Raw genomic sequence first — 12493 nt, forward strand, 5'->3', positions numbered from 1 at the left:
CACGTGCCCGCACAGCGCGGTGAAGCAGGAAGCCCCCGGAAGGGTCAGACGACCCAGGCCGGAATCCCTGGACTTTAGGCCAGGGAGCACGTCAAGGCGTGACGATACCGATCACACAATCACATGGACGACCGTTCGTAGCGCACGCCGCTGCCCTCGAACCGGGTCACCTCGTCCGACCGCCCGTCAAGGTCTTCCACCAGGGTGAGGTTCCCCGGATGAAGTGCCGTCCGACGCGCAGTCGCTCCAGGCACCGGTCCGTGGCACCTGACCGCCGTGTCGCCGGGGGCGTGCAGGGGCGGACTGTCTGGCGCGGTCCTCGTGCTGATCTCCCTGCTGCCGCCCGGGCTTGTTCTGTGGGCCGTCTGCGGCAATGTGGCCCCCGCCTGCTTGCGCCTGCAGCCGGGACACCGGCACCGGATGAAGAATTGGCCTGGTCACAACGCAGGGACGTGTCTGGGTGGTATCGAGGGGAAGCGACCGATGGACAGAGGCGGGCGTCCGGATCGTAGAGCGCTGCTTTTCGGCGGAGTTGTGGGCGGCGTGGTCGCGCTTGCGGGGTGCTCACCGGTGAAGGTCGCCGCATCGACGGCCAGCGCTTCGCCGGAAGCACGCCCCACCACGCCCGCCGCGGCGTTCGCGAGGCTGATGGACGGCAACAAGCGTTGGGTGAGCGGGGACCTTCAACACCCCGACCGTGATCCGGACCGGCGTGAGTTCGTGGCCCAGGCGCAGGAGCCCTTCGGGTCGGTCCTGTCGTGCATCGACTCCCGGGTGCCGCCTGAACTCCTCTTCGACACCGGCCTGGGTGACCTCTACGTGATGCGCACGGGCGGGGAGGCGGTCGGCCCGGTGGTCACTGGTTCCGTCGAGTACGGGCCCATGACGAGCGGCACCCCTCTCGTCGTGGTCCTCGGCCATCAGCGCTGCGGCGCCGTCAAGGCGGCGTACGCGTCCATTCGTGACGGCAAACCGCTGCCCGGCAGCCTGCAGGCGATCGTCAAGGCCTTGCAGCCGGCTTACGAGCAGGCGGTCCGGGAAGGCGGCGCCGACCCGGTCGAGACCATGGCCCGTGCCCAGGTCACGTTGACCGCGGCCGATCTTCGCTCCAACCAGGACCTCGCCCCGCTGGTGAGCAAGGGCGCCCTTGCCGTGGTCGGCGCCTACTACTCGCTCGACACCGGCAAAGTGGAAGTTCTGTCCGGCGCGCCCTCCTGACCGGTCCGAAGAGCTGCCGGACCGCTGCTGCGAAGCTGAGGGTCACGCTGGTACCGCCTGCCACGGCAAGACCCGCGAGCAGGACGGTGGCGGCGGACCAGGCCGGGGGGCCGCCGTAGATCAGCACTCCCAGCCGTACGGCATCGTGGCCGGCCCGCCGCACACCATCACCAGCAGCATCAGGCAGCCGAGTTCGACAGAGGCCCCTCAGGCAGGGTTTTGGTCGTGCCCGGAAATTCCCCCCGTCAGGCCGCGTCGGCTGCCGCAGCCAGGAGGCGGGCCAGCTCGTCAGGCTGCGTGATCATGGGCCAGTGGCCTGAGTCGATGTCGGCGAAGTCGACGTGCTTGGCCCGAGCGAGCTCCGGGACGTCACCGACGTTGATGCATTCCTGCGCTTGCGCGGGCGTGAACTCCGGACATACGACCACGACCGGAACGTCGAACCGCCGTTCGTCTGCGAGCCGCACCACTGCCCTGGCCACGCCTGCGGGCACGGGGATCGCGGCGGCCGCCAGCTCTCGCCTGGCCCCCTCGTCGAGGTCTGCGGCGTCCGGCCCCTCGAACGGTCCCCAGCCGGGGAAGGGCATGAGGCCGTCACTCACCTCGAAGAAGTCGGCATACGTGTGACCGTCGGCAGTCGGGAAACCACCGATGAGGGCGACCTTGGCCAGCCGCTCCGGCCGCCGGTCGGCGGCCAGCCAGGCCAGCGTGCAGGCGGCGGAATGCCCCACCACCATGGACTTGCCGGGCGCCGCGTCCACCGCGGCGAGCACCGTCGCCAACTGGTCGTCGAGCGTGGCGGACACGGAGCCGTCCCCCTGGCCCGGGAGGGTGAGCGGCACGGCGCGATGGCCGAGCGACTCCAGCGCGGACGCGACACGGCCCCACACGGATCCGTCCAGCCACAGGCCACCGATGAGCAGAATGTCCATGGTCAGTTCCCCTTCTCCAGCTTCATGGATGCCACCGTAGGAGAAGATCCGGACAATCCACTGCCGGTTTGTCCGGCGACCACCCAAGCGCCTTGGGCGAAGTCCGCGGGCCGTCCACGCAGGGGAACCAGACGCCGTTGCCCCTCGCCCTACGGGCTTGGGGTGAAGCCCCCGGACTCTTTTCACCGCGGAGCTCAGCGGAGGGGATTAGCCTGCTCCCGTGGCGAACGATCTCAGTCCCACCGCGCGTGCGCTGCGCGCCCTGGAGATCCTCCAGACCCGCCCCGGTACGACAGCCGGCGAACTCGCCGTGCGGCTGGGCGTCACGGAGCGAGCCGCGCGCCGGTACGTCGGGATCCTCCGAGAGGCCGGCATCCCTGTGCAGTCGGCCCGGGGGCCGCATGGCGGCTACCGGCTGGGACGCGGGACGAGGCTGCCCCCAGTGCACTTCACGCAGTCCGAGGCCCTCGGCCTGGTGATGGCGGTACTCAGCGGTCGGCCGACCGCGGCCGACACCGACGACCTGATCGGCACCGCCCTGGGCAAGGTCGTCAAGGCGCTTCCGGAGAGCGTCGGCCAACAGGCGGCCATGCTGCGGGAGTACGCGTCGGCCGCAGCGAACCCGTACTCGGCCCACCCCGATCCGGCCATCACCAGCGAACTCGTCGACGCCATCGCGGCCCGGCGCCGCGTGTGGGTCACGTACCACAGCGAGGCCGGCAACGAGTGGGAGGCGGAGGTGGATCCCTGGTCCGTCGTCGTCCGCCACGGGCGCTGGTACTTGCTGTGCCACTCCCATCGCGCGGACGCAATTCGCACCTACCGGGTCGACCGGGTCAGCGCGGTCCGGCCGACGGAGCACGCCTTCGAGCCGCCCAGGGGCCTCGACCCGGTAGCGGTGCTCGAGGAGAACCTGGGCCTCGGCTGGGAGTTCTCCACCCGCGTGGTGTTCGACGCCCCCCTGGCCGAGGTGGCTCCGTGGATCCGGCCGCCCATGGGACGCCTTGAGCCCTTGAGGGACGGATGCCTGCTGGTCGGCAGCACCCGCAACCCGGACATGTACGCGCAGGAATGGCTGGCGAGGGTGCCGTTCGCCTTCCGCGTCGAGGGCGGGGAGGAACTGCGCGCCGCGGTTGCGGCACTTGTCGCGCGTTTCACCGCCGCCGTGGCAGACCAGTCCTGACCGGGGCCGGAGCACCCGGCGATGTGCGGGCGCCCGATCCGGCGGTCGCGGCGGGCCGGACCCGTGTCGTGCCCACGAGCCGGGTCGGCTCATGGGCACGGCTACGGCAGGCCCGTCGGACTCAGCCGCGCGATGCGGCCGCGGCGGCCAAGTCCCTTTGCTGCTGGGTCAGACGGTCCTCATCGAGCTGAGGAGCCTCGACCGGGTGCGCTGTCGACTGACAACGGGGGCGGTGCGGGCGGGCCGCCGGCGTCGGGCAGCAAGTCGGCCATGTCTCGCAGTATTTGGGCAATCCACCCGTCTGCGGCCTGGACCCAGCTGTCCAGCGCGTCCGCGATGAAGCCGAGTTGGGCCGGGTACGTACGCTTCATCCAGGTGACCAGCCTGTCATACAGGGCCCCCTGTACAGTTGCCTTGAGCGCATAGAGGAACGTCCTGGTATAGGCCTTCGGGTCCTTGAGCTCATGGTTGAAGTACTGCGTCGCCAGGCCACGGACCGGCGCGCCGGTGACCTTCCCGATCGCGGGGCAGGCGAGGGCGGCCTCGGGCAGGACCAAGAAGCAGGCCGCGGTGGTCGCGAGCTTCGTCAGGTAGCCCGCGGTCATCGCGATGAGGGACTGCTTCGCGTCTCGGCCGTCTGCACATCCGCGGCAGGGACGGTGAGGGACAGGCCGGTGGTACCGACCGTGTTCACCACGCCGTCGAATTCGACCCACGTCGTGTCGTCGTTGATGTCGCCCAGATCCTGGTCGATCACCTGCCGGATCGTGTCGCTCAGCTGGCTCTGACTTCCGTCATCGTCGAGCTGGCGCTGCACGGCCTGTGGATCGTAGGCGGTGCCCGTGTCAAGGGTGAACGTGAGGTCTCCGTTGGCCTGCATGACCAGCGCGGAGTTGACGAGGCCGGACTCGGCGAGCGTGACCTGGGCGGTACGCCGGGCCGAGGGCACCGCCTCGGCCACAGCCGCCGCGGGCCCCGCGGTCCCGGCCAGCAGCGCGAGCGAGACGGTGAGGGCTACGAGAGAGTGCGTGCGTAAACGCGAGGGTCTGTGCCGGGTGCTGTGCGTTCTCCACTTCGGCATGTCGCCGCCTGCCCCTTTCGGTGCGCCGCCCACCGAGTGCGGGCGGCATGGGGCCCCGGGAGTCCGGGTGTCGCTCACACGCAAGACAGGCATGGCGTTCGACTCGGTTGTGCGCACAGGGACACCAACTGGCTGGTGTGATCACCGCGGCCGTCGGTCAGAGGTGGTTGATCGGTTCGGTGCGTCAGTCCAAGGTCTGCGTCAGTTCGCTCCGGCTCGGTGTGTGAACGATACGGCCGTACGCACCGTTGACGATCGGCATGTAGGGCGGGACATGGCCGCACTCGATGTCGGCGATGATCGGCACGTTGAGAGAGCCGAGTGCGTCGAGGACGGCCTCGTGCTGGCTGAGGGAACGGTTACCGGGTGCGTTGGTCCGGCCGACGAGAACCGCGTTCGCGCGGTCGAAGAACCCTGCGAGCTTCATGCCATGCAGGTTCCGGCAGATGGTGAAGGCATCGTCGCCACCTGCCTCCACATACACGAGGAGCCCGTCCGGTGACTCGTTGCGAGCGAAGGACGAGATGTCGAGGAAGGCCGTCCCCGTGAGATTGCACAGAGTTTCGATGCAACCGCCGATCAGTCTTCCTTCGGCTTCCACGTCACCGCTGCCGTCGAGCCGGGTCCAGGAGCCCGCGGAGTCGAGCGTGTACTCGCGTACGTCGGGGCAGGCGGCGTAGTCGTCGAAGCCGGTGGTCCGGTGGCGGCCGGGCGGGGTCTGGGTGAACCGGTGTCCTGGGGGCGCTGCGACGATGTCGAGCCACGATCGCAGTCCTTCGGGCACTCGGTAGGGCGTGTCCATGAGGTTGTTGCCATGGACGGTCGCCGTCCCGGTGAGCAGAGTCATCGGTGTGATCAGGGTCGACATGTCGGAGAATCCGACGAGCCAGGTGGGCTCTGCCTCCCGCAACTTGTCCCAGTCGAGCAGTGGCAGCAGATCGATCGCGGTCTCCCCGCCCCACGGCGGCACGATGGCCTTGATGGTGGGGTCGGTCAGCATCGACATCAGTTCGCTCGCGCGGTCAGCGGCCGAAGCACTGACGTGCCCCGAGCCGTCCATGCAGCGGCCGATGACGACCTCGTACCCGCGGTCCTCGACGTCACGAACGGCGAAATCGAGGCGCTCACGCAGTTCCTTGGCGACTCCGCTCGACGGAGAGGTGACGCCAACACGGTCACCGGGACGCAGGGGGGACGGGTATCGAACAGCCATGCGCGGGATTTTGGCACAGACCCGTATCCGGAGGACACCGAGTTCCGTGCGCTCCAGACGGCCCGGATGCCGGGTCACCTTGATGACGCAGACGGCCTGTTGGTCGTGCATGCCACCGGCAGCCGGCCCGTCGAGATCACCGGCCTGCGACTGAAGTGCCCGGAGACCCGGGGGACGGCAACATACTTCATGGTGCAGCGCTGTCGACTGCGTCGCCTACCGGGCGGGCTCCTTCCTGGCTGTCTTCGCTCCCTTCACGAGAGGATCGGCGGGCAATGCCGGAACCTGTCGGAGGATCGTCTTCGCCCGTCCGGCCCGCCTCAGCACCCGCCGCCGTGTGCTCCTGTGGCAGCGGCGGATGGTCCTCCTCAGCCGTGGATCACTGCCTGGGCGGCAGGCTCGGCCTGGAGCCAGTGGTGGCCGGTGGGCGCCCAGCCCAGGAGCCGGCGCGCGCCGCTGTCGGTGGGGCCGCCGTCGACAGCGAGATTGCCGCCGGCGTGGACGAGGCGCAGACCCGCCAGGACGGGCGCGAGGCGCGTGCGGGCGTGGTCGGGACACCCTGCCGCGTCGTCGTCGAACTGCGCCAGGGCCGAGTTCTGCTCGTCGGGGGTGGCCATCGACAGGTGGAACAGGGCCTGGCGCCAGGCATAGGCCATGTCCTTGATGGTCCTCAGCGGGTGCGGGTTGCCGTGGATCCGCGCGGCGTGGCGGCAGGTGGTGGCGAATGCGCTGCGGGCCAGTGCCGCCCAGCCGGACTGCGGGCTCACCCCGACCGGCCCGGCGAGGAGGGCGAGGTTGTGCGTGGTGAGGATCTGGGCCTGTTCGATCACCGCGCCGGCCTGGGCGACGGACAGCCACGTCGTCCCGTCGACGCCAGCGCGTTCATGACACAGCGCCGCGAACTGCGCTGCGCCGGGGCTGCCTTGCCTGTCCCGGGAGGCGGACGCGTCGACGCCTGCGACGGCCGCGTAGTCGATGCCGTAGTAGGCCGCGTACAGGGATCCGTTGAGGAGCTCGGCCGCGGTCCGGGCCGCGGCAGGGAACTTGGCGGTGAACGTGCCCATGAAGATGTCGGCCGCGAGCTCTTCCGTCCACGGCAGCGTGAGCCCAGCGGTCCGGGCGAGCGTGGCGAGCTGGCTTGTCAACGGGTTGGGCAGCACGGTGCCGGGCCAGCCCCGCAGGGCGAGTTCACCGAGGTCGGCGAGGGTGCGTGCCGCCGTCGCGCGCACGGGATCGGTGCTCTGGCGGTGCTGTTCGACGGCCCGGACCCAGGGCAGTTCCTCGAAGCGGACCTGGTGCTGCAGGTCGAGCAGGAGCACCGAGCGCCGGTTGCGAAATGCACCGTAGGAGGCGGCCATCAGGCGGCCATCAGGCGGCGCAGTCGGGGGTCGGGACAGGCGGCGGCGCTCGCGGCCGCGACGAGCTGAGGCGTGAGGGTGGCCAGCACCTCAGCGGACGGTACGACGCCCGCCGCGATGAGCGTCGGGACGTCGGCCGCCAGCGCCCGGTGCACCAGACGGGCGATGGGCGCGGGCACGTCGGCGCCGACGGGCAGCCCTGTCGCCTCGTATTCGGCGGGGGTGACAGCCACCGTGAAGGTGCGGGCCTGCGGTGTGCCCGTGTCCGGCGGCAGGTCCGCCAGGCGCTCGGCGACCAGCTGGGCCATGGCGTGGTGGGTCGGGCGGGCGGCGTCCGCGGCCTGACGGGCGCGCAGTGCCGCATGTTCGGGTGTACCGGGTACGCCGCGTCGGCGCACCATGGCATCGACAGCGTGCTGCACCAGTCCACGGCGACGCGCATCCAGGTCGCCTCCGGCGACCAGGTCTTCCAACGCGGTCCGCAGGATGAACGAGTTCTCCTTCGGGCGGCGGTGCTTGCCGCAGCAGGTGTGTTCGGCGGCCAGCGCGCGATAGCGCTCCAGCAGCGCGGCCGCTCCCTCCTTCCACTTCGGCTTGGGGGCCCTGGCCAGGATGCGGCCGTTGCGCACGGTCTTCAGCCAGTGCTCGAGCAGTTCGTCTGCGAAGGGATTCCAGACGGTCAGCGCCTCGTTCATCGCCTCGACGCCGGCGTGCGGGCGCCGCTGCTGCAGCCGGCGGCGCACCTCTGCGACCGTCCAGGAGGACCTGATCCCGTCGTCAAGCGATGGCGTCCTCACTTGAGCTCGCCATCGCTTGACGACAGGCAGCGGACCCGCCCGAGTGCGCCTATGCCCCCGGCTACCGGCACGACCAAGGCAGGTCAGCGCACTACAACACCCCGCCGGGGGTTGTGCGCTGAGCTCCTGGCGCACGTTCCGGCAGCGCAGACACCGGGCTGCCTGGGGCGCGTGCCGCACGGTCCGATGTCGCGGCCGCCCACCGTCCGCAACGGATTTCATCGAACCCGGCGGTGCCGCCGGTGCAGCCGGAAGATCTGCACCGATACCGGGAATCAGGCCGCGACGAGCTCCGGCTCGCGGTCCGGCGTCTTGACCTTGGGCTTCTTGTTCGGCAGCGAGAGCCGGACGACCTTGCGCCACGCGGAGAACACCTGCTTGGGCAGTGGCCCGGAGACGTACTCCAGCTCGTACTTCTCGAACAGCGCGCGCACCTTCACCGCGACCTCGGCGTACCGGTTGCTCGGCAGGTCCGGGAACAGGTGGTGCTCGATCTGGTGCGACAGGTTGCCGGTCATGAAGTGCATGGCCTTGCTGCCGCTGATGTTCGCCGAGCCCATCATCTGGCGCAGGTACCACTGGCCGCGCGTCTCGTCCTTGATCGACCGGCGCTCGAAGACCTGCACGCCCTCGGGGAAGTGCCCGCACATGATCACCGAGTGGGACCAGATGTTGCGGACCAGGTTCGCGGTGAACGTGGCGGCGAGCGTGGTCAGGAACGACGGGCCCGAGAGCAGCGGGTGGATCACGTAGTCCTTGAGCACCTGCTTGCGGATCTTGCGGCCCACGTCCTTGGCCCGCGCGCGGAACTCCGGGTTCTTGCGGCGGCGCTTGTGCAGGTTCTTGCCGAGCTCCAGGTCGTACGCCGCGATGCCGTACTCGAAGAAGCAGGCGTTGATGAAGTTCCACAGCGGCTGGCCGAGGTGGAACGGGTGCCACTTCTGGTCCTCGTCGACGCGCATGATGCCGTAGCCGAGGTCGTTGTCCTTGCCGATCACGTTGGTGTACGTGTGGTGCAGCTCGTTGTGCGAGTGCTTCCACTGATCGGCCGGTGAGACGTGATCCCACTCCCAGGTGGTGGAGTGGATCTTCGGGTCGCGCATCCAGTCCCACTGGCCGTGCAGGATGTTGTGGCCGATCTCCATGTTGTCCATGATCTTCGCCACGGACAGACCTGCGGTGCCGAGCAGCCACGCGGGCGGGAAGAACGAGAACAGCAGCACGCCCCTGCTGGCCAGCTCGAGCTTGCGCTGCGCCGAGATCACCTTACGGATGTAGGCGGCGTCCTTCTCACCACGGCTGGCGATCACCTCGTCGCGGATCGCGTCCAGCTCGCGGCCGAGCTCCTCGATCTGCTCCGCGGTCAGGTGGGCGGTGGGGTCGATGGCGGTCAAGGTGCTCCTACCGTTCGATGTCGCAGGGGCCCGCCGCGGCGGACACGCAGGTCTGGATGAGGACGCCCGGCTCGGCCTCGGTGATCTCGCCGGTGCGCAGGTCGCGGACGGCGCCCGCCTTGAGCGGCGTGACGCAGCCGAAGCAGATGCCCATGCGGCAGCCGGAGGGCATGAGCACGCCGGCCTCCTCACCGATGTCCAGCAACGGGGTGGCGCCGTCCGCGTCGACGGTCTTGCCGGTGGCGCTGAACGTGACCTCGCCGCCGTCACCGGCGACGACGATGCCGGGGCGGAAGCGTTCGGTGTGCAGGCGCTCCGGCACGCCGTGCTCGGTCCAGTGCTCTTCGGCGGCGTCGAGCAGGCCCGTGGGCCCACAGGCCCAGGTCTCGCGCTCGGCCCAGTCGGGCACGAGTTCGCCGAGACGGGCCATGTCGAGCTTGCCGTCCGTGTCGGTGTGCACCTCGGTGAGCCGCAGCTTCTCGTCCGCGACCAGGTCGTGCAGTTCGTCGCGGAAGATCACGTCTTGCGGCCGTGGCGCGCAGTGGACCATGACGACGTCGTCGAAGTCGGTGTCGCGCAGCATGCCCATCACCGGCGTGATGCCGCTGCCGGCCGTCAGGTAGAGCACCTTGGCGGGCTTGGCCCGGGCCAGCACGAAGTCACCGGTCGCCTGGTCGAGCTGGACCAGCGTGCCCGGCTTCGCCCTGCGGACCAGGTGGTTGCTGACCTTGCCGTCCGGGATCGCCTTCACGGTGATCGTGACGCGGCCGTCCTCACGGTGTGTCGGTGAGGTGATGGAGTAGGCACGCCACAGGCGCACCCCGTCGACGTCGACACCGATCCGCACGTACTGACCGGCTGTGTGGCCGCGCCAGCCCCGTCCCGGTCTGATCACGACGGTCGCGGCGTCATCCGTCTCGGGGTGTACGGCCTCGATGCGCCCCCGCAGGTCGGCGCCCGCACGCAGCGGGCTGACCAGGTCGAGGTAGTCCGACGGCAGCAGCGGTGTCGTGACCATCTCCAGCAGATTCCACGCCCTGCTGCGGAGGGTTGTACTCGTCATGGCCCCAGCTTGCTGCGTCTCAGGGCGTAAAGTCCTGACCGCAGGACGTGAAACTGATCAGCGGAATTGTTCGCAGGGAATAAAAACGTGAGCCATGTAACCCGGAAGGCCAGCGAACTGGCTCTGGACGAGACGACGGTCACCGTACTTCGGGCCGAGCTGAAGACCACCGCCGACGAGGTCGTCCAGGCGATCATCGAGGAGGTCCCTCCCTACGCCAACGCCCTTTCGGGCCACATGGGCGCCACCATCCGCCGAGCCGTCCGCACCGCCCTGGGGCACTACCTGGACCTCGCGAGCGGGAACGCCACAGGCGGCGACGGCGGTGACGCGGCCTACGAGCTCGGTCGCGGCGAGGTCCGCGACGGCCGTTCGATGGACGCCCTGCTCAGCGCCTACCGCGTCGGCGCCCGCGTGGCCTGGCGATGCCTGGCAGCGGGTGCCGTACCCGCAGGTCTGCCCGCCGCCGAGGTCGCCAAGTTCGCCGAGCTGACCTTCGCCTACATCGACGAGCTCTCCGCCGCGAGCGCCGCGGGCCACGCCGACGAACTGGCCGCCCGGGGCAGGGCCCACGAGCGCCACCTGGAACAGCTGGCCCGCGACCTCCTCGCCGACGCGAGCCCGGACGTGCTGCTGGCCTCTGCTCAACGGGCCGGGTGGCAGCCCCCGGCCTCGCTGACCGCGGTCCTGCTGCCCGCCGCCCAGGCCCGGCCTGCCTGCCGTGCGCTCGACCCGAGCACCCTCGTCCTCGACGATCTGCCGGACGCCACCGGTGTGCTGCTCGTCCCCGATGCCGACCGATCACATCTCCTGCGTCAGCTGACCGACCGCGCCGCCGTGGTCGGCCCGGCCCGGCCCTGGACCTGTGCGTCCGCCTCGTACGCACGAGCCGTACGCGCGCGCTCCTTCTCCTCCGACATTCGCGACACCGAGGACCACCTGCCCGAGCTGGTGCTGAGCGCCGACGTGGACGCGTTCGCAGACCTGCGTGCCCGAGCCCTCGCACCGTTGCGGAGCCTGCCTGTCGCGACCGCACGGCGGCTGGAGGAGACATTGCGGGCGTGGCTGCTGCACCAGGGCAGGCGGGACGAGGTGGCGGCGGCGTTGTTCGTCCATCCCCAGACGGTCCGGTACCGGATGTCGCAGCTGCGGGAGCTGTTTCCGGATCTCGCGTTGCCGCACCGGGTCCTTGAACTGACGCTGGCGGTCGGTCTTCGGGCCGGCTGACACGTGCCCCGACCGTCCACGACCCCGTCCGCGAGCGGCCCGGGAATCGTGCTTCGTTCCCGGTGTCATCAGCTGGTGCGGGACTCCGGTCGGGGTCGGGGCTGCCTCGGCAGGCCCACCTGGCTGCCGGGTGTCAGGCCGGTGGGCCTGCCGAGGCGTACCGGGACTCCGGGCGAGTACAGGACGCTGACCGGCGGCCCGCCCAGAGCCGGGAGTCCGGCCGCCGCGAGGAGGTTCTCCTCGCAGTCCAGCAGCTCCGCGCGGTGGAGCGGCCAGCGGGGATGGTCGTTGGCAAGGTAGCCGGTACCGCCGGCGAACGTGTTGTGCATGCCCCACCGGGCGGTGAGGAAATGCTCCAGCTCCGTCGGCTCCGGAATGGGGTGGCCGACCGTGACGACGATCCGGCTGCGCGCCCGGGAGGTTCCGGGGCGGAGCCGGTCACTGCGGTACGTGACGGTGTCGCCGTCCGCTCGTACGTCCATGCGGGACCACAGGTACGGGAGCCGGAAGCCGAGGCGCCCCAGGAGCACCGGCACGAGCCGGGAGGCGTCCATGGACCGGAAGACGACCCCGCGGCGGCCATGCGCGTCGACCGAGTAGAGGCGCACGTTGGTTTCCGGGAAGGAGCCGAAATACGGCACCCCGGGCAGCCGTAGCCAGCCCACCTTCTCCATCCTGAAGGCGATCAGACCGACGTAGGTGACCCCGTCGTACGTGTCCGCGGTGAGCCCGTGCGGCAGCAGCGGGGCGACGTCCGCGGGATCGACGGCCCAGTGGACGAAGGTGAGGTCGAGCCACTGCTGGGTGAGGAGCGGACTGCGCACTGCGTCCGGCGCCTCGGGCGTGATGGGCGTGGGGTGCACCCCACCAGAGTGCCAGATCGCCTGCGGGGGAGGGAGTGCGTCCGGGGCGGTCACCGGCCGCCGCGGCCACCGCGGGCCGGGGGCCGGGGGGGGGGGGTGAAACCGGGGCGCGGGCAAAAAGGGGGGGCCGGGGGGGGGGGGGGCCCCCCCCGGGGAGAAAAAAG

The 12493-nt window shown here is 70.2% G+C and carries 12 protein-coding genes; 3 read left to right on the plus strand and 9 right to left on the minus strand.

All coding sequences use genetic code 11. The features are described 5' to 3' along the window. Window positions 1-534 precede the first annotated feature (534 nt). Window positions 535-1218, plus strand: coding sequence for a carbonic anhydrase (locus ABT085_RS35390; RefSeq protein WP_351617540.1), 684 nt, complete (start codon window positions 535-537; stop codon window positions 1216-1218). Between the two features lie 245 nt (window positions 1219-1463). On the opposite strand, the gene ABT085_RS35395 is transcribed toward ABT085_RS35390, so the two are convergent. Then, the gene (locus tag ABT085_RS35395; protein ID WP_351617543.1) at window positions 1464-2150 is read right to left on the minus strand and encodes an alpha/beta fold hydrolase; all 687 of its coding nucleotides are present in this window, start codon (window positions 2148-2150) and stop codon (window positions 1464-1466) included. Window positions 2151-2370: 220 nt separating this feature from the next. Between ABT085_RS35395 and ABT085_RS35400 the strand changes: the two genes are divergently transcribed. Beyond that, entirely contained in the window at window positions 2371-3333 is a 963-nt protein-coding gene (locus ABT085_RS35400; RefSeq protein ID WP_351617546.1) for a helix-turn-helix transcriptional regulator, read from the plus strand. A gap of 179 nt (window positions 3334-3512) precedes the next feature. Here the strand turns inward: ABT085_RS35400 and ABT085_RS35405 are convergent, their stop codons facing one another. The 7 genes from ABT085_RS35405 to ABT085_RS35435 form a co-directional block, all read right to left on the minus strand. Further along, complete coding sequence (locus ABT085_RS35405) at window positions 3513-3938, minus strand: hypothetical protein (RefSeq protein ID WP_351617549.1); 426 nt, start codon at window positions 3936-3938, stop codon at window positions 3513-3515. Next, entirely contained in the window at window positions 3935-4414 is a 480-nt protein-coding gene (locus ABT085_RS35410) for a hypothetical protein (RefSeq protein WP_351617551.1), read from the minus strand. Before ABT085_RS35410 ends, ABT085_RS35405 begins: the two co-directional genes overlap by 4 nt. A gap of 184 nt (window positions 4415-4598) precedes the next feature. After that, window positions 4599-5627, minus strand: coding sequence for a S66 family peptidase (locus tag ABT085_RS35415; protein ID WP_351617553.1), 1029 nt, complete (start codon window positions 5625-5627; stop codon window positions 4599-4601). 368 nt (window positions 5628-5995) lie between these two features. Then, window positions 5996-6985 carry a hypothetical protein gene (locus ABT085_RS35420; protein WP_351617556.1) on the minus strand — a complete coding sequence of 330 codons (990 nt, stop codon included), beginning with the start codon at window positions 6983-6985 and terminating at the stop codon, window positions 5996-5998. Next, complete coding sequence (locus ABT085_RS35425; RefSeq protein WP_351617559.1) at window positions 6985-7728, minus strand: hypothetical protein; 744 nt, start codon at window positions 7726-7728, stop codon at window positions 6985-6987. The genes ABT085_RS35420 and ABT085_RS35425 overlap by 1 nt, the downstream gene beginning before the upstream one ends. A gap of 329 nt (window positions 7729-8057) precedes the next feature. Next, on the minus strand, window positions 8058-9176 hold the full coding sequence (locus tag ABT085_RS35430) for a fatty acid desaturase family protein (protein WP_351617562.1): 1119 nt from the start codon (window positions 9174-9176) through the stop codon (window positions 8058-8060). Between the two features lie 7 nt (window positions 9177-9183). Next, entirely contained in the window at window positions 9184-10239 is a 1056-nt protein-coding gene (locus ABT085_RS35435) for a ferredoxin reductase (RefSeq protein WP_351617565.1), read from the minus strand. Between the two features lie 87 nt (window positions 10240-10326). On the opposite strand from ABT085_RS35435, the gene ABT085_RS35440 reads away from it, so the two are divergent. Beyond that, on the plus strand, window positions 10327-11466 hold the full coding sequence (locus tag ABT085_RS35440) for a PucR family transcriptional regulator (protein WP_351617567.1): 1140 nt from the start codon (window positions 10327-10329) through the stop codon (window positions 11464-11466). A 68-nt stretch (window positions 11467-11534) separates the two neighbouring features. Here the strand turns inward: ABT085_RS35440 and ABT085_RS35445 are convergent, their stop codons facing one another. Then, entirely contained in the window at window positions 11535-12329 is a 795-nt protein-coding gene (locus ABT085_RS35445) for a YqjF family protein (protein WP_351617570.1), read from the minus strand. Between the last annotated feature and the right edge of the window lie 164 nt (window positions 12330-12493).

It is taken from the genome of Streptomyces sp. NPDC002265 (genome assembly GCF_040296125.1).
GTDB lineage: Bacteria > Actinomycetota > Actinomycetes > Streptomycetales > Streptomycetaceae > Streptomyces.